This window comes from Sphingobacterium puteale (assembly GCF_003627955.1).
Classification (GTDB): domain Bacteria; phylum Bacteroidota; class Bacteroidia; order Sphingobacteriales; family Sphingobacteriaceae; genus Sphingobacterium; species Sphingobacterium puteale.
The window spans coordinates 1-24,894 of record NZ_RBWS01000031.1; the positions used below are offsets into that span (position 1 = coordinate 1).

The following is a 24,894-nucleotide window of genomic DNA, read 5'->3' on the forward strand; positions in this document are numbered from 1 at the left end:
TTTTGGCCGCTAACCTTATTATTCGGGGGAATACACGAAGATAATAAAACCCCAACTATTTATTTATCAAATAGTTGGGGTTTTTCTGAATATCCCTGAATAATTCTGGCGGAAAAAAGAAAAAGACAGTTGGTTGTTTCCAGCGTCTATAGTGTGTTAGTTCATTCGCATCTTATGGATCTTGTTTGATACATGGGCGTTATACTGTATGAAGCTTGGATATTGATCTGTTTTAGCCATTTCTGGGATAATAATAGCTAATTCAGTACCCAAATCTAAAAATTGTGTCTCCAGGAGCTTAAACCTATTTTCATCAGCACTCTCTTTAGCCTTGGTCATTTCTGCGAATAGGTTTTCCAGCTTATCTAAATATTTTTCTGCTTTCTCATTGTTTAACTCGGGACGATTTGCGTTTCCTACCTGTTCTGTCGCTTGTCTATTTTGCGCATTGTCCTCTTTTTTGCCAGACCGATTATTGTTGAAGAATGTATTTAAACCAAAAGCTAGTAGTGTAAACAGGGGTAGAACAATCAGCATGATAACCGGTCTGCCACCGCATTTTTTAAATTTGATATAAGCATAATATAAAAGTATACCGCCTAATATAAGTAAACCGATTGCTAAACCTATATTTCCTGAAAATTCATAAACAGGAAGTAATATTCTTGGAATTCTATAAGTTGATTGCTCACTAAAGTAACTGACTCCAAGAGCCAAAAAAAATGCGCCAATTAGTCCCATTGCAAAGGATTTGACTTTCTCTGCTGTCAGTTGTATGTTGTTATTTGTATTCATTTTATTCACAGTTTAATTAGGATATCTACGTATTTCATATCGTATTCCAAAGTTAATGGCTGATTTAAAATAAATCCGAAGAATTTACAAAGCGCCATCTTTCTTTTACAATTAGGGAGCTAGAGTCATGATTATCTTCATTTTCAAGGTTTAAATATATAGCGATACAAATAGAGTCGCACATAGGGAAATGAATAATCTGATAGCTTCTTTACAATTGAAAAATAAATTTATACGGATAAAAAAAATTGGTTAATATCAGTATGATTTTTCAATAAAAGGTGTAGCTCAGATCGAGGACGCGGTCTTCAAAATAATGAGCCATTTTAGCTGTTTCAGATTTTCGTTGTATTATTGTTAGAAAGCCTTTTTTATTATACGTCATAATCAACTCGCTGACTTTTTGTCCATTTCGGATGTTTTGCATCGAAAACAGATTTCTGTTTTTGTCATAGCTGTATTTTTCACTTTTAGATGCAAAGTCTGCATCTGTTTCATGAATTGCGGATAGGAGGTCTTCTTTGAATTCATATTGTTCAGATGGTATTGTCTTAGGTGCGCAACCAAAATGGAGGAATTGAGCAATAGGATGATTATTTAAATGGTAATAGGTTATTTTTTGATAACAGGTGTCTTGACTATTTTTCCTAAAATTGAAAAACTCTGTCTGTTCTTCTACCTCAAATTTGTTTTCTGTATAATAACGATACTGCCATGAAGAGAACTTATTTTCACGGATCATGTTATTTAACAGCTTTTCATCTGGCCATGATCCTTTAAGAATAAGCTGATCTACACCGGCAGCTGGTTCGCCCATCCAATCATTATTCTGCGTTTGACTAGGCATCTGTGTATTCAATGAAAAGATTCTGACGTTATCAATACGATTTTTTTCGTCGTAGCCATATACTTTTATTTTTACGATACCACTGTGATAATCAATCTTCGCTTCTTTGGCAATTAAGCCATTTGCCTGATAGCAATATGTTGTGTAAAAGACGGTATCTGTTTTTTCTTGATCGTATCGAGCCATGCTTATGCTCATTAAAACTCCATTGGGATTAAATGTATAACAATTAAAAATTCCATTTTCCCGACTTTTAACGGTTATGTTTTTTACCTTTTTTGCCTTCATAAACGCAGGATTGAAAGGGAATATGGTCTTTGTGAAATAGCCTTCAATCGCCATCGGTGTGACGTGATAGAAAGATTCCATTTGCGCTATTCCCTTTATTGGGATAAGGTAAATTAAAGCACTGATTAAAAAAGAAAAAACGCCACAATTTTGGTTTATCATTTATGTCCAAGTATTTAATTTTTTGCCGGTAGTGGTTACAGGCCGTTTTGGTTTTGTTACTTCTTGTTTGAAGAAATCAGATTGAAAGTTTTTAAAGTGTATTTTCATAAAATACAACAATATCATTACCCAAAGCGGAAATTGAAAGTGTGTTGTTAATCCCGTTATTCCAAATTATTTCAATGGATTTTAAGAATTTATCTTCACTACCTTCTTGTGTCTTGCGTAATATCGTCCATTTATATTCATTTCCTTCACTGTCCTTAACGATCGTGTTTCCTTCGGGTAGGGCAGTATTTAATTTAAGAATCCGGTAAAAGCTCCCAATATTTTTTATTAAATTATAAACAGTCAGTACGTCGGTATGAGGTATTTGCAAAGTTTCTGAAAAATTTACATCAAAGCCTGAGGTCGTGGTCAAGAGCATTCCGTTTTGAAATATTTGTCTTGAAAAGTAATTGTCATTTTCGCTCTCGCTCAGTGATTCAGATATTTTTCCACTTTCCCATTTATTTCCAATGGGTTGAGATAACTGATTTACCCAATCAGAAAGCTTGCCTGTATTCTCCTTTGGAGGTTTTATACTTGCAAAATTGTTTTTAACAACATAGCCTTTAACCTTGTTATAGATCACTTTCATCCAATACGTCCTTGTGTCATTTATGACCAATGGATTGTTTACCATTTCCAGTTGGTCTACATCCGAATTACTGAAGGTAACTTGTGAGCCATAAGCAACAGTCGCTAAGGCCTTGGTCTGTATACTAGGACCTACATAAAGTTTTACTCCCTCGGATAAAGTAGCATAGTAGATCTTTGGCGCTTTTTGAGCAAATGTATTCATGCTAAATATATCTGCTAGAAGACCGAAAAACAAAGCTGTTTTAAGTAAGAATGCGGTAGACCTTGTCATAGAAATAATTTATTGTATGAAATATAGCAATAATTGTAATTTTATTACATTAATTTTATTTTAAAACTATAACTAGATCGCATGGGTCGATTTATGCGATACAAATCGCTGTTGGATTAATCGGTAGCAGTTCAATGGAGAGATTATTTTTTGTTATCACATCAGATAGAATCAGAAACATCATTTTTCGTCGCGATACTGTTGAACGTATGTAATTGTAACAATTTAAACTTATTCTAACTTCGAAATACAGTGAATGGAAATGTGACGAAAATAGACGTGAATGAGAAAAATACCCAGGCGGTGGATTTCTATAAGCATATGGGGTTCAGTGTTGTCAAAAAGTCAGCTTTAGATGGCCAAGGAAAATCATATCCGATCTTACATATGGGGTATAATTAACTCATTATTTTGCATTTTTCGGGAGAGTAGGCTTTATGATCTTGCTTTCTTGCTGATTGAGTTGTGCGGCCTCTTTCTTTAGTTTCTGAATCTTCTTAAGACCTTGGATAATGCTTGATGCAGGAACGTCATATTTGGCCACGGCTTCATCCAATAACAAATAGCCATTCATAATTTCGGAAATTGCTAATTGGAGTCTGGTTTTCCTTGGCTCTGGATTTTTATTATCAGTTTTTATTTTCATCGTTATTTTGATTTGTGGAATGTGTCTTATTTTTCGGGATGATACCGACAACAAATATTACTTTTTTTTAAAACAGCGTTAGTTTTATAATGAAAGTCATTTTTCAATTGTAGGTGTATTTTTACATGATGTAGCTTGTTCTTTACAGTTTTTATATGATTTTTTTAGGATAAGATGCTATTGGATAGCCTATCGAATGTTAAGATTTCAACCTGGTTATTTTAGGCAAGAAGCACTGGGGGTTAGGGAGCTATGATGGTTATGCAAAGCAATTGGTATCATTTATAGGCGAAAAGATCTTTCTTGAGAATTGTATAGCATATCTTTATGTTGCGGAATCTAAATTTTCAGGCGATTTCATTATATAGAAACCTCAATTTTAAAACAAGAATAAAAATGACTTTCTGGGCTTTTTAGCCTTCATGATAATGGAGAACAAAAATGTAGCAAGTTTCGGATTTTATGCTTGCATCTTTTAAAATAGCTTTGTATTAACTAATACATAAAATAATATGAACATTTTTAAAGATAAAGTTATTCTCATCACGGGGAGCAATAGGGGGATAGGGAGAGCATTGGTAAAAGCCCTTTTGGATCATGGCGTGAAAAAGGTATATGCTACCTGTAGAAACTTGAATACACTGCCATCGTTCGAAGACAATAGAGTCATATCGTTATCTCTGGATATTACAGACGATGGACAGATCAAAACAATTGCTGATGTTGCCGGGGACACTGAAATTCTCATTAATAATGCGGGTATTTTAAATAGGGGGAGTATATTAGATGGCGATCTATTGGGAATGGACAATGATATGAAGGTGAATTATTTCGGGACAATAAAGATGATGCGCGCATTTGCATCTATTTTGAAAAAAAATCGCCCGGCCAAAATCATTAACATCGTTTCAATTGCAGCTTACTCCCCCTTACCATCCATTGCTGGTTATGCTGCCTCCAAAGCGGCCCTTTATTCTGCAACACAGTCTGTCCGCATCGAATTAGCCAAAGATGGAATCGCTGTACACGCAGTCAATCCCGGAGCAATCGATACGGATATGAACAAGGGAAGTGATTGGGATATGCCTGACCCTGATAGTGTTGCCATTAAGATATTGAGGTCTGTCGATGAAGGTAATTTGGATATTATACCTGATGAAATGGGGCAAGAGATGTACAATTCCTGGCGGGAGGAGCCTTCAAAACTATCAAAGATTTTTTCTGATCTATATTATGCCGAAAATATCGGATAAAGAGTCTATTGTTAGAGAAGAGCCGATGTGGAATTTTTTTAGGACAAATAGAAAGCAGCTGTATATATGGCGAGGGAGAATGCTGAGGTAATTTCTGTATTTGAGCGCCTTTTTATAGTTAGCGACTAATGAAAGGCCCTGGTTTTTTAAATAAACCAGGGCATTCAAAACAGGTTAACTACGACTCTTGTTACGCTTTAATAAATAAACCTGCAATATTAAGTACAGCTTCGGCAGAAAGCGGTTCATCAAAAGACTGTGTTGCCGCACTTGTTGAAATTTTTCCCATCGAACCGGGTAACGTTGTGATATCGACTCCTCCTTGTATTACATTGTTTTCACCCGCATATATAGGGTCTACAACTGCTCCGATTCCAGTGTCATTGTTTCCTGTAATCCAAGGTTTCTGATCGGCGGCACCGCCTCCACGAGCACGTCGCATCTGACGAATATGCGACGCATGTCTGGCCTCAACCGAATGGATCTGCAATGCAGCGGTCAGCACTACTCGATTTCCTAGTAATATGCCTGCCTGTCCTTTGTATGCCCGTACTCCAATATCTTCAAAAGCTTGAGCAACCGCTAAAAAAGTATCGTAATCACTAAAAACATTGCCAAAGGTACCCCCCGCTGTAAAGTCAAAAGTAGGCTTTGAGACGGCCTTATTGCCCAGTACCTGTTTTAAAAAATTAACGTGGGCGACCTCATGATCACGGATCGTGGTAATTGCCCCTAGGGGTTTTCCGGATGGAATGAGACCTGCTTTAGCAACACCCATTGTATAATATTCAGCTTCAAGGTATTCTAAAGTTAAAGCATAATTAAGAACACCATTGACATCTGTGGGTGCTGTGGCGCCATAAGCCTTTTTGAAGAGTTCACCAATAAAAAATGGTAATGCTGCTAAGCTCACTTTTTTGCTCATCGAAGCCAGATTTTTAATGGCTTCTCGTCGCGGACTGATACGATCGCTGAATTCAGGATCTATCGTATTTATTTGTTCAAAAACATTTAAAAGATTCATGATAATATAATTTTAGGTACATTAATAAGTTGGTAGATCCTTTACATCGATTTTAGATTTGATAAACGGTGCTGCGGCACTCAAGACGACGCTTGGGCTGTTGGCTACATCCAGTCCGTTCGAATCTACCACCTCTTGATTGGCAAAAGTGCCATTATCTATCATGTCGCGGACCCATGCTGCATGTCGTGCTTCGACAGAAACGATCTTTCCTGCCAATAATAAATAATTCGGATCTTTAATTAACCAACCTGCTCCATTGTAAGCAGAGACTCCGAGATCTTCAAATGTCTTTGCCGTTGCTAAAACACTGGCGCGACTGCCGAAATTAATGCCTGACAGATTAAATTCAAGACTGGATATCGCTTTAGCTCCCAATGCTACTTTGAAAAACTCGCGATGAGCAATTTCGTGGTCTCGGATATCGGTGAAAAAAGCCTTTTCCAGATCCGTGATCCCTGAATAAGGATTGTTGACCAAATGAATGTAAAAGGCGGCTTCGAGCTGCTCCAGCGCATAGGCGTAATTCAGTATTGCAATATCACCACTGCCAAAATACATGCCTTTACCGCCATTGTCCATGTCGTCATCATGATCTTTTTTACAGCTCGATAGTCCGAGAAGAGCGAGTGATGCAGCACCTGCTCCTGCAAATCTTAGAAAATCTCTTCTTCTGAGATCTTTCATTCCTAGTTCACTATGATGATTCAATAGTGGTTCATTGTAAGATGTTATCTTTTCCATAACAAAAGTCTTTAGTTTATAATTTTCTGTACTTATTATCATTTACGACTTTTTGAGATGCTTGGATTGCCAAATTTGATTTTTATTAAAATATTATATCTTTTCAGCTTTCAATAACAAGTTATCGTGGCGGAATTGTACATGTTCTGGGTTGCTCAAATTTTCTTATTTTCTGTTGTTTGATTGGGCAGAGAAGGAGAGGGAGAGGGAGAAAAGGGGGGAAGAAGGAAGCTGAAAAAAGGTGCCCGGATACCTGTAATGAAAAAAAACTTAGTTGAATAGTTTTTTTCTGTAACTATTCAACTAATCTCTTGTTTAATTCCCCGTAAAATACTATCTTTTTTACAATTTTTGAACTTAGAAACAAGGAATAGCAATGTCATTAATAGATTTATCAAAACGTGTAGCGTTAGGAATAGATATCGGAGGAACAAACACTAAATTCGGGGTGGTCAATCATCGTGGGGAAGTTCTTGAAAAGGGGAGCATACGAACAGATGATTATGAGCATGTTGAAGATTTTATTGACGCATTATATGAAAAGGCTCACCCTTTTATTGAAAAGTTCGGTGGTGAAAATAGCTTCGATGGAATTGGAGTTGGAGCTCCCGATGCGAATTATTATACAGGTACAATAGACCATGCTCCGAATCTTCCTTGGAAAGGTGTGATTCGATTTAGTGATTTAATGACTGCCAAATTCAGAATTCCCTGTACCATCACCAACGATGCGAACGCTGCGGCCTATGGTGAAATGCTTTTCGGAGCCGCGCGAGGAATGAAGGATTTTATTATGATTACTTTGGGAACAGGCGTAGGAAGCGGTATCGTGGCTGGAGGTAAGCTTATTTATGGACATGATGGATTTGCTGGAGAATTAGGCCATACTATTGTCAAGCCGGGCGGTAGAAAGCACTGGAGTACGGGGTCCGAGGGGAGTTTGGAAGCTTATGCTTCTGCAACAGGGATCACAATTACAGCAAAGAAAATGAGGGCCGAATTTCCTGAGTCGATGTTGAATCAATATCCCGAAGACGCTATAAATTCTAAAACGGTTCATGAATGTGCGGTGAAGGGGGATTCCATAGCCATTGAAGTATTCAGGTATACCGGGCAAAAATTAGGTGAGGCATTGGCAAATTTTGTGATGTTCTCCTCTCCCGAAGCTATTCTATTGTTTGGTGGGGTGATTAAAGCCGGTGATTTTATTTTAAAACCAGCGAAATTACATATGGAAAGAAATCTTTTCCCCTTATTTAGAAATAAAGTGAAACTCGTTTTCAGCGAGCTGGAAGAAGCTGATGCCGCTATTCTCGGCGCCAGTGCTTTGGTTTGGGAAAAATAATTTTATCAAAGGCATAGTATTTGCTTATTGAATTCTTTAAAACACAAAAATTTCTATTGTAACTAAAAACGAAATTCAATAAATGAAAAAGACCATTTTACTTTTTGTATTGCTATGTACTGCTTTTTTTTCAAGAGCAGACCAACTCCAGGCTTTAACACAAGCTCAGGCGGAGAAGGCGGTGGGATACCTTAAAAAAGAAACAGTTGTTGTTTTATGGTGCAGCTGTTGTGATAATGAGACACCCCAAAAAATCACCATTAACGAAGTCTTTTATAAAAAATATCCGGATGGAAAATATTATTCCGTAGTATTGAAAGGTAGGGACGAGAATGGCAACGAAGTTGAAGAATATTTAGACCTTGCTTATGTATTTGTGAAAAAGGGAAAAAAAGCAAAGAGCTTGGGTAAGGTATTAAAATTTGAGTGCGACCCCTGTACAAAACCATTTGACTGGTCTGCCTAAAGATGATACTAGTTTTGGTTTGTCGAGCTATTTAAGAAAAGCCTGCTAGGGATGAAACAGTAGCTGTTTTCATTTTTTTCAATATGATATTTGGGCTGATCGACATCTGTATTTTCTTTTTCTTCTAATAGAATGTAAATCATACCTGGGGACGAACTTTAAAGCATTTTGGAAAAAAAACTCCCGATATTTTAGAATCGGGAGCTTTTTATGTGCGGAAGAAGGGACTCGAACCCCCACGCCTTGCGGCGCCAGATCCTAAGTCTGGTGCGGCTACCAATTACGCCACTTCCGCATTAGGATTTCTGTTGATGTCGCAAATATATAAAGCTAAGCGATATCTTGCAAGTATTCTGCAAACATTCGCTGTACAGCGCACATTATGAGGTAGATATTTTCAGTACGATTTTTTATCATGAAATAGATTCTCCTATTCCTGTTTTTTGAACCTATCAAATTTAAAAAAAGAGATTTTGCTTCTTTTGATCTGTTTTTTTGATATTAAGCGTTGCTTTTTACCAAATTTAAAATAGTTGAAACGGATTGTAAAAAGTTCTTCCGTAATATACTGAATTTGTTTTTTATTGTACTTAAATAAGAGATAACATATTTTGACGAATGACAGGAAATCTAATGAAAAAACTAATTATACTTGCAGCCGTGCTCTTTATTCATCTTTCCTCCTTTGCACAGAAAAAGTTTGAAAGCCATTATCCCAGTGGAAAGATAAGGTCGACAGGACAGTATGATGAAAGCGGTAAAGAGACAGGTATATGGAAAATATTCTACGAAAGTGGAAAACCGGAAGCAATGGTAACATTCCGAAACGGAAAAGAAACAGGTGAATTTAGGTCCCATTATGAAAGTGGAAAATTAGAAGAGCTGGGAAAGTATGAAAATGGAATTAAAATTGACGTATGGAGGAGTTATCATGAAAACGGGCAACTTCGTGCAATCTGGCAATATGAAAACGGTAAAAAAAACGGAATTTCCAAAACATACCAATCCACTGGGAAGCTCGCTGAGATCGGGAATTATAAAGATGGACAAGCCATAGGCGAATGGAAAGCCTATCATACTAACGGAAATCTTCATGAAATCTGGAACTATGAAAATGGAGATCCCAAAGGGGAATTTAGAGAATATTATGACGATGGCGGGCTGAAACGAATTGGAAACCGCCATGGCTACGCCGCCGATGGTGAATGGAAAATGTACTATCAAAATGGTACGTTGGAAAAAATCGGAACCTACAAAGATAATAAGGAAAATGGTGAATGGAAGCATTATAATCTTAATGGAAAGCTATGGGAAATCGGTAGCTATGAGGATGGGAAAAAGATTGGGGACTGGAAATTATACGGGAATAAAGGCAATTTGCTACAAACCATAAGATACGAAAAGGGAATGGCGGAAGGTCTAAGCCAGTTTTATCATGAAAATGGAAAACTTAGAGAAACTGGTCGTTATCAAAATGGCAAAAAGTCCGGCGAATGGAAATTTTATGATGAACGAGGAGAGCTTATAAGAACTGAAAATTATCAAGAAGAATAATTTTGGCGTAAAAACTATCGATTTGGAAACAAATGAAATATAAAACTGTATAAGGGCTGTTTAGCTAAAGCTTAAAGGAATATATCGTATATTGGTGTTCAATTTAAACCAAATAGCTCACTTTTAAATGAAACGATTAATCTATATAATTGTAGCCGTTAGTTCTATTTTTATAGGCTGTACCGGATTGAAGGGCCAGCGGGATAACAACGGCTGGAAATCATTGTTCAATGGAAAAGACATTAAAAACTGGTTCGTCAAAATTCATCATCACGATGTCGGCGTGAACTTTGGCAATACCTTTAGAGTCGAAGATGGAATAATTAAGATTAGATACGATCAGTACGGTGATTTTAATGACCAGTTTGGACATTTATATTATAAAACACCCTTTTCTTATTATCATTTGAAATTTGAATATCGTTTTGTCGGTGATCTTCAAAAAGGTGCACCTTCCTATACGCTTCGTAATAGTGGTGTTATGTTTCATTCTCAAGACCCCAGAACGATGTTAAAAGAACAGGATTGGCCAATATCCATAGAAATGCAACTCTTGGGCGGATTGGGTGATGGTCAACCACGACCTACTGGTAATATGTGCTCTCCAGGCACTAATGTGGTCTACCAAGGCAAGATGGCGTCCTCACATTGTTTAAATTCAATTTCAAAAACTTATGATGGCGATCAATGGGTGCGAGGAGAATTGATCGTGCTTGGCGACTCATTAATAAGGCATATTATTAATGGAGATACTGTCCTCGAATATTCCAAACCGCAGATCGGAGGTGGCGTAGCAAATGGATATGATCCAAAAATTAAGATTGACGGTAAGTTGTTGAGCAGTGGATTTATCGCATTGCAGAGTGAAGGGCAGCCTGTAGACTTTAAAAATATTTGGATTAAAGAACTCCCTAAACCAAGGAAATAAAATAATTCCCCTGTTTTTGTAAAATGTCCAAGTTCGTTTGAAGATACAGTAACTTCGGAAGAGTATCATACATAAAAAGAATTTAGATAGACTTTTATCGCCGGGTTCCTAACTATGCTCACAATATTCTTATCAAGAATACGCTGTTAGATGAATTTTACGAGGCAATGGATCAATTGTATAAATGATATAGAACATTTCTAAAATAAAAAGCAGGACATAGATCCTGCTTTTTATTTTAGAAATGCCCCGCTTAGACCACCTTTATCAAATATATTACCGTTAATTAGTGTGTTTCTATACTATTTATATATTATTTTTAAAATATTAAAACCAAAATAAGTATATTTATGTTCTAATTCAAGGTGTATGAAATATCAACTTTTAAAAGAAGTCTTAGTGCTGATAGAAAAATTTGAAGAGGAGAATTTGACAATACATATGTATAGCAATCAAGTGGAGGGATTTAAAGAATGGATTGCGAAACAGGTCATACAGCCAGTTGAGGAGCCCACTTGGGAGGGAAAGGAAAAAGGACGGAGCCCAGAAAGTGTTATTAGTACCTTAATTGTACATATGAATAGATTCGCAAAGAGCTATTCGAAAGCTGCTATATGGGGCTCTGATTTTTCAACGCAGGAGGAATTTATTTACCTGATCACCTTAAAATCATTTGGAGAGATGACGAAAATGGAATTGATCAAAAGAAATATCCATGAGAAACCAGTCGGTATAGCAATTGTTAACCGATTGATCAAACAGGGGTGGATAGCTCAGAAAGATTCGCAACAGGATAGACGTAGTAAGCTAATTAATATTACAGAAAAGGGACTGCAAGTATTAGAGGGGCAAATGCAAAATATACGTCGTGCGACTCAAATTGTTTCAGGGGATTTAACTCATCTCGAGAAAATGGAATTGATACGATTGCTCAATAAGTTAAGTGATTTTCATCAAGCTATTTATGAAAAGAATTTTGCACCGGACAGATTGCTGGATGAACTAAAATAAATGAAGAGAGATACAAAGAAAATGAAAAAAAAGATAGCAGTAATTGGTGCTGGTTTTTCTGGGCTTTCTGCCGCGGCATATTTATCCAAAGCAGGTTATGAGGTTCATGTCTTTGAAAAGCATGAACAGGCTGGGGGGCGTGCCAGACAATTTTCTACTCCCGAAGGTTTTCGTTTCGACATGGGCCCCAGCTGGTACTGGATGCCAGATATTATTGAGTCGTTTTTTTCAGATTTCGGCTACAGTACTTCGGATTTTTTTGATCTTGTATCACTCAACCCACAATTTGAGATGGTATTTGATTCTGCTAATTTCAGTATCCCCGAATCTTATGAAGACTTAAAACTGCTATTTGAAGGCATTGAACCCGGAGCTGCTTCCAAGCTGGATAAATTTATGCAGTCCGCGAAATTTAAATATGAAGTCGGAATGCGTGATTTTGTCAACAAGCCCTGTCATAGTTGGGGGGAATTTCTTTCGCCCAAAATTGCGTTTAGTGCTCTTAAACTAGATTTATTTTCCAATTTCAGATCCTATGTGGCCAGATATTTTTCAGATAAACGATTACGCACTTTGATGGAGTTTCCTGTGATTTTTTTGGGAGCTTCACCAAAAGAAATTCCGGCGCTATATAGTCTAATGAATTATGGAGGATATGCCTTAGGAACACATTACCCTAAAGGAGGTTTCTATCAGTTGGTATTAGCTATGCAGAAGGTAGCACAAATACAGGGAGCTACCTTCCATTTTAACCATAATGTGGAAGCGTTGGAGATTAAAAATAATACCATTACTTCACTCATTATTGATGGCAAGAAAATAGCGTTTGATTTCGTAGTTGCTTCGGCCGATTACCACCACATTGAAACACTGCTGCCTGAAGATTTAAAAAATTATAATGATTCGTATTGGAAAAATAGAACATTTGCCCCCTCTAGTCTTATTTACTACTTGGGTATGAAATCAACGATCCCCAACTTAACCCACCATACACTTTTCTTCGAACCCGATCTGGATGAACATATAAAGAGTATATATGGTGATAAAAAGTGGCCGGAAAAGCCATTGTTCTATGTGTGTTGTCCTTCAAAAACGGATACGCATGTCGCGCCAAAAAATCAGGAGAACCTCTTTTTGTTGATGCCGGTAGCAACCGGTATTGATGATGATGATAAAACACGAGAAGAATACTTATTAAAAATGCTTAAGCGTCTTGAACGGCATACCGGAGCACGTAACCTCTATGAGCAGATCATATATAAGCGAAGTTATTGTGTAAGGGATTTTGTTAACGATTATAATGCGTATGGGGGCAATGCATATGGCCTGGCCAATACATTAAGGCAAACTGCTGTTTGGAAACCGAAAATTAAAAATCAAAAAATCCATAATCTATTTTATACAGGACAATTGACCATTCCCGGCCCTGGGGTACCACCATCCATTATCTCTGGAAAAATAGTTGCTAAAGAAGTCATTAATCTAAATCCATAAAACGATGAAAAAGCTGTTTGATGAACTTGCTTATGAGGTAAGCAGAAAGACAACCGAAAAATATAGTACAAGCTTTTCGCTAGGTATTTTGGCCCTGAAACCTAATATTCGCAACAGTATTTATGCGATCTATGGTTACGTAAGATTGGCCGATGAAATAGTCGACAGCTTTCAAGGTTACGATAGAAAGCGGCTTTTAGGCCGTTTGCATCTGGAGACAAATTACGCATTGGAAGAAGGAATTTCTTTGAACCCCATATTACAAGCATTTCAGGAAACAGTCCATAAATATGCCATTGACCGTGATCTCATTAATCAATTTCTTCACAGTATGTCTATGGATCTGAAAAAGTTGGAATATAATTCAGCGCTGTATAATGAATATATATATGGTTCCGCGGAGGTCGTCGGATTGATGTGCTTACAGGTATTCACAGAGGGCAATAAACAACGTTATGAAGAGCTAAAGCCTTATGCGATGAAACTTGGTTCTGCATTTCAAAAGATAAATTTTTTACGTGATCTGAAAGAGGATTACCATGTTCTTGGTCGCACTTATTTTCCCAATCTGAATATGGAAGTATTTGATAATACACTTAAAAGCCAGATCGAAAATGAAATCCATCAAGAATTTGAAGAAGCATTTTTGGGTATAAAAAAGCTGCCTAAATCGGCACGATTTGGTGTATATCTGGCATATAAATATTACCTTTCTCTTTTCGCAAAAATTAGGAAGAAATCTTCTAAAGAGATTTTGGAAAATAGGATAAGGATAGCCAATACAGAAAAAGCTTACGTCGCATTTAAATGTTATTTGCGTTACAAAGCGGCATTTTTATAAATAATAAATAACGAGTGTCATGAATATTTTAATCGTAATAATCATTTTTATCTCTATGGAAGGAGCTACTTGGTTGATTCATAAATATATTATGCATGGCTTTCTTTGGATACTGCACCGAGATCACCATGATCATAGCACCAAAGGATTTTTAGAGAAGAATGATTATTTCTTTGTGATATTCGCACTTCCCACAATTGCGTTAATGTATTATGGTTCATTAGAGAATTATAATTATCTATTTTACATCGGATTGGGGATTATGTTATATGGCATGGCTTATTTCTTTGTGCATGATATTTTTATACATCAACGCATCAGATTTTTGAGCAAAACAAAAAATAGGTATTTCCTAGCGCTTAGACGCGCGCATAAACAGCACCACAAGCACCTTGGAAAGGAAGAAGGCGAATGTTTTGGTTTTTTATATGTGCCAGTCAAATATTTTAAAATGTATAGTGAAAAAGAAAAGTAATGATGCAATATACCTACTCCCTGATCCTATTTTTTACAGTATTTATCTGCTTTATAGCTTCATTTGATAAGCGGATCCGATTTGATCGAGCGTTTGCCCCTTTTTTAAAAGCATCAATAATTGTGGCGATATTTTTTATTGCTTGGGACGTGTGGTTTACCCATCGTGGTGTTTGGTGGTTCGATACTCGGTATACGGTGGGATTAATTATTGCGGGATTACCATTGGAGGAATGGTTGTTTTTTATCTTTATTCCTTTTTCATGCATATTTACTTATTTCTGTATCGATAAATTTTTCGAGTTGAAAGTTCTCAGTGCGTTCAACAATATTGTGGTTTTTGTAAGCATTATCGTTTGTGCCGTTGTTGCACTTCGGTACAGCGATCGCATATATACGTTAGTCACCGCCTTGGTTACCATATTGACGTTGCTGGTTTTCCATTTTTTCCTTCGAGTACAATGGATTAGTCAGGCCTCATTAGTCTTTACAATTCTTATGCTGGGATTTTTACCCGTTAATGGCATTCTCACTGGAACTGGATTGGAATCGCCTATCGTTAATTATAATCCAGCCGATTTTATAGGCTTTCGGGTATTTACCATACCTATTGAGGATGCCGTATATGGATACACGCAGTTTTTACTGGTTCTTTATTTCTTTAAAAAATTTCAAAACAACGCTCATGTTCAAAATGCATAAATGGTGGATAACCATTATAATGATTGGTTTTACCTTGGTGATTATGGTCGCATGTTCTTCTATTCCTCCCAATACTCATCCCGTTCAGAAATTTGATCTGAATCGTTATCTTGGCGCATGGTATGAGATCGCACGATTGGACTCACGTTTTGAAAAAGATCTCAATAATGTTTCTGCCCAATATAGTTTAAATACCGATCGTAATGTTGTGGTATTGAATAGTGGATATAATACGGTCAAGAAAGAGTGGGTAAAAGCGGATGGACTGGCGAAATTCAGAGGCAATCAAAGCGAAGCAGCTCTGAAAGTTAGTTTTTTTGGTCCTTTCTACGCAGGTTATAATGTCGTTGCTTTAGACACGAACTATCGCTATGCTTTAGTTGCGGGAAAGGATTTAAATTACCTATGGATATTATCAAGAGACAAAACCATTCCTGAAGATGTAAAAACAAATTACCTGAAAATTGCGCACGAGATTGGCTACAATACCTCGAAACTGATCTGGGTGAAACATGATCGGAAAGACAATCCGTTTCTTCCTCAATAGGAGCGATGGGGGGGGGCAAATATTTATTCCACCTATTACACCAAATCTACACTTGTGAATAGGGATAATTCATCCGAAATGTTACTCAGGAATTAACAAGAATCTGTCAAAACATAAATTTTCAAAAAAATATAGGAAGAAACAAATCCGTTTAAGCTTATACTTTATTTCCTGTTAAAGCACTGAATTTATTTCCGTGTTTGTCTTTATAAAAATCTCCATCTTTCTTAAAGCTTGTAGCATCTACGTCTTTGAGTAGCTGTTTTTGATAGTAGACATTTCTTGTATCTTTTCCAAAATCACTGCCAATGAGGATAAATGTCTTCACGTCAGCGCCAGGAACTACCTCCTGATTATAGTATACATTGTTCTTGTCCTTTGAATATGGGTTACCTGTATAGAAATCAGTTTTTTCATCAGCAGTAAATAGCTGAAAGGAGGGAACATCGACGTGATCATATTTAAAATTTTTGCCCCGGACTAATATGGTTTTATTGTTTACGCAAATCACATCTAGATCAAGTACCCGAATTGTCTGTATGCTATTAAATGATTTTGTTACACTAGCCGAATCCTGTTGAAAAGGAGGATAATAAATTGTGTTCCCGATTCTCATGTAATACTTGTTGATGGCTTCGACATTTCCCGGATTAGCTACAACCGACTTAAAGTTTCCGATATTTGGAGAAATATAAACGGAATCTTTATCCTTTAGAAAGTAGTCATTGACGAAGCTAAAAGTTTGTCGATCAGCATGTATCATGTCATCCGCGTAGAAATAATGATCTTTGTCCCGAGCCCAATTCGTGTGATTTTTTATGAGTTCATATGTCTTTGGGTCCGCTCCAGTTATGATATTGAAGCCCAAGACCTGATCAATATAATAGACGTGAAAGCGATCTTTAGGAATCTGATTGTCGACATAGAAGGAAGCCTTGTCTACCAGCTTTTGGGGCATTCCACGAAAGTATACCGCGTTTTTGTCCTTTGCAATATCCTCTGCCAATACCTCAAAAGATTCCACATCGGCCTGCATTTGCGATACACCCAGACTAAACCAATTCCCATTCTGACAATAAACAATTTGTCCTTTTGAATCTATAAAATAAGAGCTCGATTTTTGTTTATTGACCAGTTTACCAATATCCCGGCAAGAGATAAAAAAACTGAGTAAAACACAAGCCAGAAAAAAAGTATATTTTTTCATTTTTATACCAGGGCGAAGTTGTAAAATATCCTTTGTAGCGCGCATATATAAATTTACGCTGTCAAAGTTAAAAAAGGGAATTTTCTTGTAAAATAGTAAATCGTCTTATCCCCACATTTTGCATCTTTACATTTGCTGTTGACTTTTTTCAGGAAAGAAGAGATGGACATTCGAGCTCGGTTGTACGGATACCCAGTTCAAGGAATGTAGGCAATGACAAACTTACTTATGCAGAATATAATATTTTTAATGGCCTGTATGTCCATTTTTTTGATAATATATCTTTCGGCTGGCGATTTAGGAACCGTTATCTCCGTCATCAACGATTTTTAAATTTTTGGCTTAGATTTTTTACCCAGTTTATGGCTATTTTGATCGGAGCTGAAGACTCTGAAGGCGTTAGAAAGTGTCCCATTTCAGGAAATAGACAATATTCAAACGGTTTTCCTTCAATTTTAAGTAAATTAAGATGATCAATAGATAAGCCGACAGGAACTTGCACATCTTGTCCGCCAAAAAGCCAGAGTCCCCGTGCCGTTGTTTTGCTAAGAACCAGCTGAGGGTCCGTTGTAATAAATTTATATTTATCTGGGGCATTTAAAATATGCGTCCTTACTTCTTTCTCGGTATGATTCGTCCAGAAATCTACCTTTCCTTCAGTGAAAAACTGAAAACGGAGCTGTTCTCTGGTTGGAACCACTGCCCCACTAAATATGACCATAAAATCCACTTCTTTTGACTTATTTGAAGCCAAAGGAATAATCCATCCAGCCTGACTGAACCCTAGGAGACCAGTATGGGTTAATTTATGTCCGAAATAATTTTTGAGCGCTAAAATTGCTTCCTTAGCATCCTCGGCCAGGAGATCGAGATTTGCTGAGTCAATATTATTTGTGCCTACTTCCGGACCCGCATATTTCCCCCCGGATTTACCAACACCCCGCTTATCATAAGTTAATACAGATATTCCATTTTTTGCCAGCAAAGTTGCAAATGCATTCAATCTGAGCTCCTGTCCGGATCCATGCACTATTACAATTCCGATTTTAGAATTTGGAGCGCTAAAGATTGTCCCTGCCAACTCTACCCCTTTACTTTTAAATTTTATATCTTTTGTTGCACATTCCGTAGTTTGAGCTATTATATTGGTCGTGAATACTAAAAAAAGTAATGACAAAATTGCTTTTATATGTAATCTTTCTTTAACCCTTTGATATGCGGGCTTATTGCAAGAATATGCTATACTTAAATGTTTTTTCATCGGTTTCAATTTTCAAAGTTAGGGCGCTTAAATGCTGTTGCTGTAATTTTATTTTCAGCATCTAACTTAAATAATTTTTGGAACTCGTCCTGATGTTATTTAGGTGAAGTGCTTGTTTTTATCGGTGAAAGTGCTAACGGATCGGTAAAAAAATAATATACTTTTTCTTTTCTTAAAAAGAGCAAGCATATTTTTCTGTTTGGTAAATTAGTACAATTCATCATAGTTTATCTTTATGCTTTTACTTATCGGAGCAGAAACACAGGCTAAGATTAAACCTTGTCGGAGGTGAACCTCTGACAGTACAAAATTCCTTCTTAACCGTACCTCTCCTTCCTCTAATTTGCATACACAAGTGCCGCAGTTGCCCCTGCAGCAGGAGTACGGAACGTCAACTCCAGCATTGAGCATCGCATCGAGCAGAGGTATCTGTTTGTTCCATTGGATATTTTTTGTATTGCCGTTCAATGTCAATGTTACATGTACATAATCCGATTTCTCAGCTTCGGTGGGAGGTGTTTTTTCTTTCATGTTCATATGTTTTTTGGATTTATTTAAATTATTGCTGAAACATTTATGCTTAAAGCCCGAAGCTTATATTGCTTTGGGCTTTGATATTGTGTCTAAACGGCCAATTCACTTTGTATTGCAGAAAGTATTCTGTCCAGTTCCGCTATTTCGTTTTCACCAAGTGGTTTTAGTGGGCTTTTAAAGCCACCTCCACCTACTTTTAGTATGTCCAAACCGGCCTTTATAGAACGCGGAAGACCTTTTGCTACGATGAATTTCAGCAAATCGACCTGTTTGTAAAATATTCTTTGTGCCTTCTCGAGATCATTTTCCTGTACGGCATCGTAAAGTGCAATATTAAGTTCGGGTATCAGGTTCGGAGCGGCTGTACACCAGCCTCTGGCACCAGCCGAAAATGCGGATAGGGCGAGCGGATTGGAACCATTAAAAAACGCGACGCCTTCGCCTAGCTCTTTTCTCAAATAATGCATACGTTGAATATCGCCCGTGCTTTCCTTTATCATCGTTACATTCGGAATTTCCAATAAGCGTTTCAGCAAGGCGGGCGACATATCGACACCAGCGGTAGCAGGATTATTATAAGCCATGATTGGAATCGAAATTTTGGAAGCCACCGTGTCGTAGTGTTTTACAATTTCGTCATCGGTCAATTTCCAATAGCTCATCGGGATAATCATTACCGCTGTTGCGCCTGCTTTTTCGGCAAATTGTGCGTGGTAAACAGTTCTTTCCGTGGTCAGGTTTGAAACACCCACCAATGTGGGTACCCTGCCGTCCACCTGCTGCATGGTGGCTTCAGCCAATGCTTCTTTTTCTGTGTCGTTAAGATAAGGCATTACCCCCGTACTTCCCAATGGTGCAATACCATGAGAGCCTGATGTGACTAGGCGCTCTAACTGTTTTTTGAATAACGGAATGTCGATGTTTTCGTTGTTGTCAAATGGTGTAACCGGATAAGCGATTACACCTTTAAAAGGGACTTGATTCATAGATACTGTTGCTTTTAAATATTAAAAATCTCTACCTTCTTCTTCACGCAATGCGACCCCCAGGTTTTGCAGTTGTGGGGCATTTTCACAAGCAATGTATTTCGCAGGTTCGTTCTCACTGCGGTTTTGGTGCTGGTGCCAAGCCCAAGAAGGGATATAAACGGCGTCACCTGCTTCCCATTCCACAATTTCATCTTCTACCCTGGTCCAGCCTTTGCCTTCAATGACATACAATACAGTTTCATAGGTATGGCGGTGAAGGTGAGTCTTCTGCCCCGGCAACAGACCGCCGATGGTTAAACTGACATTCTTACTGGGTAAATCCACGAAGAAGACAGGATGCTTTCTTTCTTCTGAAAATTGATTATGTACACCTGAATTTTCAACGTTTTTGTGGATAAGGTGCGCGGGTTTTATGTACATTGGTCTTGCAAATGTTTGATGGAAGTCTTTAGAGCTGAATTGTTTTTGCTCTGCATGAATTGATTTTTTAACTTCTGTAGGTGATTCTAATTTTGACATAACTGATTTTTTTATTGTTTTTTGCACTATTGCATTACAAAAGTATGGTATCTTTGGACTATTAAAATAATACAGTTTTTATAAAAACAAATAGTCCAGATGTTAAGGGATTGGAATTTTGAAATACAGTTAGATGAACAATCAGATAAAGCTATTTATCTGCAAATAGCGGATGCTATAATAAAAGATATCCATTCGGGTAGATTAAAGCCGGGCGACGCGCTACCCGGCAGCAGAAACCTTGCGCAATTGCTGAAAATAAATCGAAATACGGTTGTGGAGGCCCTTAATGTGCTGCTTATTGAGGGCTGGCTGATTTCCAAAGAAAGGCAAGGTACTTTTGTCGCAGACACATTACCTGATTTCAACGATATCCAAGAAAGCAACCTTATCACTTCTATAGCAGAAAGTACTTTAGATAGGTACTGTCACTTACAGTTTGATGACGGATATCCTGACAGTAAAATTGCACCCATTACAGAACTTGCAAGGGCATACCGCCAAATATTCAGCCAAAAAGCGAGGTGGCAGATGATGGGTTATGGCAATGAGCTGGGCGATCTGGAATTTAGGAGAACTATCGTTCAAATGCTCAACCATCAACGAGGGATGCAGGTCGATGAGCAAAGTATTTGTATCACTCGTGGGAGCCAAATGGCCATGTACCTGACAGCACAACAGTTATTTACTGATGGTGATCATGTGATCATTGAAAACCCTGGGTATGCACCAGCATGGAGAGCCTTTGAAAGTGCAGGGGCTACATTATTGCCTGCAGCTGTGGATAAGGATGGTTTGCTGATTGAGGATGTTATTTCTTATTTGCAATCTGGAAAAAAGATTAAGGCAATTTATGTTACACCACATCGCCAATACCCGACTACCGTAACGATGAGCCTGAAAAGAAGATTGGAATTAATACGGCTTTCCAATGAATATGGTTTTACCATTATGGAAGACGACTATGATAATGAGTTTCATTTTGGATATCGTCCTGTCTTACCTTTATCAAGTTTTACTGAACTGAAAAATTACGTTTACATTGGCACTATGAGCAAGGTTGTCGCACCGGCTTTACGTGTTGGTTATTTGGCGAGCAACGACCGAATACTGGTTAAGAAAGTAGGGGATCTACGGAAGATTATTGATGTGCAGGGGGATAATATTATGGAACAGGCTGTTTTGCAACTTATCAAAGAAGGTACAATTAAGCGGCATATAAAAAAGGCAACAAATTACTATAGAGCCAAGAGGGATTTTACGGCAAACGTGTTAAACAAATATATCAAAGATAAAGCAAGATATACTCTTCCCGATGGTGGTTTAGCTTTTTGGCTCGTACCCAATAAGCCCGTGGATTGGTTTCATATTTCCAAAAGGTTGCAAGATAAGGGGATCAAAATCATCAATCCCGATGTTTATAGTTTTGATGAAACCGTTAATGGTTTAAGATTTGGCTATGGATCGCTTTCTGAAAAAGATCTGGAGGAAGGTATTATCGCTTTGGCAGAAATGATTTGATAACAAGTATTCTATGTTGAGCTATATCAAAGACTTTAAGAATGGACTAGCTTCTGAAGTGTAGAATATGGGGCACTCGTTTAAAAACATTTGTTTTCATAGTGGATGTGAATTTGTGATTAGCCAAATATTCAGATATCTTTATAAAATGAAATCTGTTTTTCCTGCTACTTATTCTACACTTTGTCCAGTTGCATTGTCTGCGCTGATATCGGTGAGATATAAACTGGAAAATGTGCGGTGTAAGTTTTTGGTTCGTGGTGTTGGCGATTACAGATAGTTTGGGAGAAGCGATACAGAAACTTGAAGCCGTAGAAGGAGAGCGGTACGCTGTACTTTTCAGTTTTGCACATGGTCGGGTCATTCGATCATTGAATGAAAATCAACTTCGCGTTTTGGGAAATGAAATGGCGCGTTTTCACAATATCTCATCTACGATTAAGTTAGAAGAAGAAAGGTGGAATTTCGATCTTGATACAACCGTCTTTAAACCGTTAGCACAATTAAGATCCGCCTTTAAAGAAAATGTCGAAGAATATACGTGGCTGTGTGAAATGGCCTACCATGTTGAAAAAAAAATGTCACAAGTTAATACATCAGAATTTTCGAAAGGCTACTGTCATTTTGATTTTCTCCCCAAAAATTTTCATTTCGACAATGATACGGTGACTTTCTTTGATTTTGATTTCATGGGATATGGTTGGCTGGTCAATGATATAATGTCCTTTTGGCAGCATCTCATGTTAGATGTATATACTGGAAGAACTACACAGCAGGCTGCTGATGACTCGTACCGCATTTTTTTGGAAGGATATCGTTTAAATCGTGCTATAAGAGAGCAGGAATTAGCGGTAATACCCTATCTTTCATTGGGATTTTGGCTTTTCTATATGGAATTTCATACCACTCATGATCAATTTTCCGTATTTAGCCAGCCTCCACATTTAAATTTCTATATCGGATTTTTGAAGCATATCACAGAGAAGTATTACTCCGAGTAATGAGTTTTCTTAAGGTCATTTTACGATCTCATAAATTTTATCATCTCAAATAAAAGGCTACTATTTCCTAGAAAATATCCTAATCCAGTTTTCTTAGTGCTTTTGAATTCTGTAATAAAAATACAGATTGAAAATAATATGCCGTATGTGCTTGTCGCTGGGTATAATATGTTCACAAGACATCCGTGACTTCACCGTTATCAGATCTTGGGAATCTGAGTGCGGTAAAGTCTGGGCGTCAAGTTTAAATAATGTAATGCAATAGCTGTTTTGACAATGTAAAAGATAGTAAAAATAGATTTTATTGCTCCTTTACAAACTTCATTTCAAAACCGTTTTCTCGCCTTATCACCTGTTTCAAATGTGGATTAAATTGCCATTCTATTCCAAGACCCATTTTGAAAAGATCGTTCCCGACATAATCTAGGTGGGTGGTATCTTGATCAGAAGTCTGTAAAATTAACTTCCCATCTTGTTGAATGAAGTTCAGTTTAACTGTGGGGGATATTTCAGCTGTGTACACCCCTAAATACCGTTCAATATTTTCGATGGCTTGTTTTTTCTTCTCGTAAGGTTCTATTGTTGCAATTCCTTCTAGGTTTTCCAACCTCGCAATTATTCCCCAGCCATAAAAGTCATTGGATACACCTATTAATAGTTGATTTTCGCCTTTCTTGAGCTTTAATTTAGTGCTTCCGTTTTGTAAAGATATCCTCCCGTCCGGATACTTTTTCATATTCTGTCTAAAAATATTTTTGTCTGTATAGGTGATCTGATCATTTAGATAAAGCCATATTTCATCTGAGAATCCCAGTTGAAGATTAGTCTGAGTAGCTTCTTTTGCATTGATTGTAGCTTTTAGCCAGACTATCCTACGTTTTTCGCTGCCACCAAAGCGTCGTGTTAAGTTGACGAGCCCATATCTTTCGGCTGCTATTTTTTCTACAAAAGAGTCATCTTTCGGTAGGTCGCTGACAGTGGTTGGCTCCCTTCCTTCGGCTAAAAGTGCGGGTTGAGCTACCGACCAGTTCCTGATATAATTTGCTTCGTGTCTGCTCAGGTCTGCGCCTTCAGTTTGCGCTAGATTTTCGGTCTGACCGGGTTTTATCTCGATATTGCTAATATATGAGTCACCATCGAAGGCGATACTTCCTGAGCGTTCACGCCCTTCCAATTTAGGGATTGTCAGCCTAAGGCTATTATTGACAAAGACCTGCATTTGCATACCCGAAATGACCAGCTTAATATGATTCCATTCGTCTGTTTTGGCGTGTGCAGCAGTCTGATATTGTGGATACATGTCCCACATATTTATACCGTCTAAAATTGGGCAATACTGAATGCCTTCATTGGCGAACGGATCAGTCATTTTGGGAACACGCAGATAGACGATTTCCTGCTCTTTCTCATTTTTTCGATGGAAATAGATTGCACTCGCAAATTCTGTTTTTGCCGGAATTACATCATATTCGATGATGCCATCTGTGAAGATCAGATCTTTAATGACTATCGGTCCCGATGCCGGTGAAATTTTCATCGCATTACGTCCTTTGAACTTTAAGAAATCAACTTTTCCGGACTGAAATACCCATTTTTCCGCGATTAGTGCAATGTTTTGTGTTCCGGGTGTTTTACTTTTCTTTTCTTGGGCATAACTTTCGAACAATATCGCCAAAAGTGCAGCCACTATCAAAATTATTTTTTTCATGTTAATAAAGTTTTTTGATAAATTTAGTGCTTAGACATCTTGTCCCTGAAGTCAACCTAGTATCAAGTTTGTTCAAGTTTGTTCAAGATGGTTTTGTGTTTTTAAGTCATTTGTATACAG

General features: G+C 37.5%; 25 protein-coding genes and 1 tRNA gene. 13 read left to right on the forward strand and 13 right to left on the reverse strand.

All coding sequences use genetic code 11. The annotated features are described in order from the left end of the window. Positions 1 to 156: 156 nt before the first annotated feature. The 4 genes from D7322_RS27060 to D7322_RS27080 all read right to left on the reverse strand — a co-directional run bounded on the left by D7322_RS27060 (position 157) and on the right by D7322_RS27080 (position 3,651). Complete coding sequence (locus D7322_RS27060; RefSeq protein WP_121127294.1) at positions 157 to 795, reverse strand: hypothetical protein; 639 nt, start codon at positions 793 to 795, stop codon at positions 157 to 159. 271 nt (positions 796 to 1,066) lie between these two features. Continuing rightward, positions 1,067 to 2,011 (reverse strand): hypothetical protein, encoded by a 945-nt coding sequence (locus D7322_RS27065; RefSeq protein WP_147430556.1) that lies wholly within the window; start codon positions 2,009 to 2,011, stop codon positions 1,067 to 1,069. Between the two features lie 172 nt (positions 2,012 to 2,183). Beyond that, positions 2,184 to 3,005 carry a hypothetical protein gene (locus tag D7322_RS27070; RefSeq protein ID WP_147430557.1) on the reverse strand — a complete coding sequence of 274 codons (822 nt, stop codon included), beginning with the start codon at positions 3,003 to 3,005 and terminating at the stop codon, positions 2,184 to 2,186. 406 nt (positions 3,006 to 3,411) lie between these two features. Then, the gene (locus D7322_RS27080) at positions 3,412 to 3,651 is read right to left on the reverse strand and encodes a hypothetical protein (RefSeq protein ID WP_121127297.1); all 240 of its coding nucleotides are present in this window, start codon (positions 3,649 to 3,651) and stop codon (positions 3,412 to 3,414) included. A gap of 512 nt (positions 3,652 to 4,163) precedes the next feature. On the opposite strand from D7322_RS27080, the gene D7322_RS27085 reads away from it, so the two are divergent. Beyond that, complete coding sequence (locus tag D7322_RS27085) at positions 4,164 to 4,904, forward strand: SDR family NAD(P)-dependent oxidoreductase (RefSeq protein WP_121127298.1); 741 nt, start codon at positions 4,164 to 4,166, stop codon at positions 4,902 to 4,904. Between the two features lie 190 nt (positions 4,905 to 5,094). Here the strand turns inward: D7322_RS27085 and D7322_RS27090 are convergent, their stop codons facing one another. Then, positions 5,095 to 5,928, reverse strand: coding sequence for a ferritin-like domain-containing protein (locus D7322_RS27090; protein WP_121127299.1), 834 nt, complete (start codon positions 5,926 to 5,928; stop codon positions 5,095 to 5,097). Between the two features lie 21 nt (positions 5,929 to 5,949). Beyond that, a complete protein-coding gene (locus tag D7322_RS27095) occupies positions 5,950 to 6,672 on the reverse strand; it encodes a ferritin-like domain-containing protein (protein ID WP_121127326.1) in 723 nt (240 codons plus the stop codon). A gap of 376 nt (positions 6,673 to 7,048) precedes the next feature. On the opposite strand from D7322_RS27095, the gene D7322_RS27100 reads away from it, so the two are divergent. Further along, entirely contained in the window at positions 7,049 to 8,017 is a 969-nt protein-coding gene (locus D7322_RS27100; RefSeq protein ID WP_121127300.1) for an ROK family protein, read from the forward strand. 82 nt (positions 8,018 to 8,099) lie between these two features. After that, a complete protein-coding gene (locus D7322_RS27105) occupies positions 8,100 to 8,483 on the forward strand; it encodes a hypothetical protein (protein WP_121127301.1) in 384 nt (127 codons plus the stop codon). Between the two features lie 213 nt (positions 8,484 to 8,696). Here D7322_RS27105 and D7322_RS27110 read toward each other — a convergent pair. After that, positions 8,697 to 8,778 (reverse strand) — tRNA-Leu (locus tag D7322_RS27110). A gap of 338 nt (positions 8,779 to 9,116) precedes the next feature. Between D7322_RS27110 and D7322_RS27115 the strand changes: the two genes are divergently transcribed. The 8 genes from D7322_RS27115 (at position 9,117) to D7322_RS27150 (ending at position 16,034) form a co-directional block, all read left to right on the forward strand. Continuing rightward, positions 9,117 to 10,037 (forward strand): toxin-antitoxin system YwqK family antitoxin, encoded by a 921-nt coding sequence (locus tag D7322_RS27115; protein WP_183078863.1) that lies wholly within the window; start codon positions 9,117 to 9,119, stop codon positions 10,035 to 10,037. A 127-nt stretch (positions 10,038 to 10,164) separates the two neighbouring features. After that, positions 10,165 to 10,965 (forward strand): 3-keto-disaccharide hydrolase, encoded by an 801-nt coding sequence (locus D7322_RS27120; RefSeq protein ID WP_121127303.1) that lies wholly within the window; start codon positions 10,165 to 10,167, stop codon positions 10,963 to 10,965. 369 nt (positions 10,966 to 11,334) lie between these two features. Continuing rightward, positions 11,335 to 11,976, forward strand: a complete 642-nt coding sequence (locus D7322_RS27125) for a MarR family winged helix-turn-helix transcriptional regulator (protein WP_121127304.1) — start codon at positions 11,335 to 11,337, stop codon at positions 11,974 to 11,976. 21 nt (positions 11,977 to 11,997) lie between these two features. After that, positions 11,998 to 13,470 carry a phytoene desaturase family protein gene (locus D7322_RS27130; RefSeq protein ID WP_121127327.1) on the forward strand — a complete coding sequence of 491 codons (1,473 nt, stop codon included), beginning with the start codon at positions 11,998 to 12,000 and terminating at the stop codon, positions 13,468 to 13,470. Positions 13,471 to 13,474: 4 nt separating this feature from the next. After that, positions 13,475 to 14,311: a phytoene/squalene synthase family protein gene (locus tag D7322_RS27135; protein ID WP_121127305.1), complete on the forward strand. Its 837-nt coding sequence runs from the start codon at positions 13,475 to 13,477 to the stop codon at positions 14,309 to 14,311. 19 nt (positions 14,312 to 14,330) lie between these two features. After that, positions 14,331 to 14,786, forward strand: a complete 456-nt coding sequence (locus D7322_RS27140; protein ID WP_121127306.1) for a sterol desaturase family protein — start codon at positions 14,331 to 14,333, stop codon at positions 14,784 to 14,786. Continuing rightward, positions 14,786 to 15,487 carry a lycopene cyclase domain-containing protein gene (locus tag D7322_RS27145; protein ID WP_121127307.1) on the forward strand — a complete coding sequence of 234 codons (702 nt, stop codon included), beginning with the start codon at positions 14,786 to 14,788 and terminating at the stop codon, positions 15,485 to 15,487. Before D7322_RS27140 ends, D7322_RS27145 begins: the two co-directional genes overlap by 1 nt. Then, a complete protein-coding gene (locus D7322_RS27150) occupies positions 15,471 to 16,034 on the forward strand; it encodes a lipocalin family protein (protein WP_245971488.1) in 564 nt (187 codons plus the stop codon). The genes D7322_RS27145 and D7322_RS27150 overlap by 17 nt, the downstream gene beginning before the upstream one ends. A 157-nt stretch (positions 16,035 to 16,191) precedes the next feature. On the opposite strand, the gene D7322_RS27155 is transcribed toward D7322_RS27150, so the two are convergent. The 5 genes from D7322_RS27155 to D7322_RS27175 form a co-directional block, all read right to left on the reverse strand. Continuing rightward, positions 16,192 to 17,241: a DKNYY domain-containing protein gene (locus tag D7322_RS27155; protein WP_121127329.1), complete on the reverse strand. Its 1,050-nt coding sequence runs from the start codon at positions 17,239 to 17,241 to the stop codon at positions 16,192 to 16,194. Between the two features lie 319 nt (positions 17,242 to 17,560). Beyond that, complete coding sequence (locus D7322_RS27160) at positions 17,561 to 18,418, reverse strand: alpha/beta hydrolase family protein (protein ID WP_220700191.1); 858 nt, start codon at positions 18,416 to 18,418, stop codon at positions 17,561 to 17,563. Between the two features lie 291 nt (positions 18,419 to 18,709). Beyond that, on the reverse strand, positions 18,710 to 19,033 hold the full coding sequence (locus tag D7322_RS27165; RefSeq protein WP_183078864.1) for a 2Fe-2S iron-sulfur cluster-binding protein: 324 nt from the start codon (positions 19,031 to 19,033) through the stop codon (positions 18,710 to 18,712). 92 nt (positions 19,034 to 19,125) lie between these two features. Beyond that, positions 19,126 to 20,022: a dihydrodipicolinate synthase family protein gene (locus D7322_RS27170; protein WP_121127310.1), complete on the reverse strand. Its 897-nt coding sequence runs from the start codon at positions 20,020 to 20,022 to the stop codon at positions 19,126 to 19,128. Positions 20,023 to 20,043: 21 nt separating this feature from the next. Then, positions 20,044 to 20,544, reverse strand: coding sequence for a cupin domain-containing protein (locus tag D7322_RS27175; RefSeq protein WP_121127330.1), 501 nt, complete (start codon positions 20,542 to 20,544; stop codon positions 20,044 to 20,046). Between the two features lie 99 nt (positions 20,545 to 20,643). On the opposite strand from D7322_RS27175, the gene pdxR reads away from it, so the two are divergent. Continuing rightward, positions 20,644 to 22,065, forward strand: coding sequence for a MocR-like pyridoxine biosynthesis transcription factor PdxR (pdxR, locus tag D7322_RS27180; protein WP_121127311.1), 1,422 nt, complete (start codon positions 20,644 to 20,646; stop codon positions 22,063 to 22,065). 233 nt (positions 22,066 to 22,298) lie between these two features. Further along, positions 22,299 to 23,066: a phosphotransferase enzyme family protein gene (locus D7322_RS27185; RefSeq protein ID WP_121127312.1), complete on the forward strand. Its 768-nt coding sequence runs from the start codon at positions 22,299 to 22,301 to the stop codon at positions 23,064 to 23,066. Between the two features lie 301 nt (positions 23,067 to 23,367). On the opposite strand, the gene D7322_RS27190 is transcribed toward D7322_RS27185, so the two are convergent. After that, entirely contained in the window at positions 23,368 to 24,774 is a 1,407-nt protein-coding gene (locus D7322_RS27190; RefSeq protein ID WP_121127313.1) for a LamG domain-containing protein, read from the reverse strand. Positions 24,775 to 24,894: the final 120 nt, after the last annotated feature.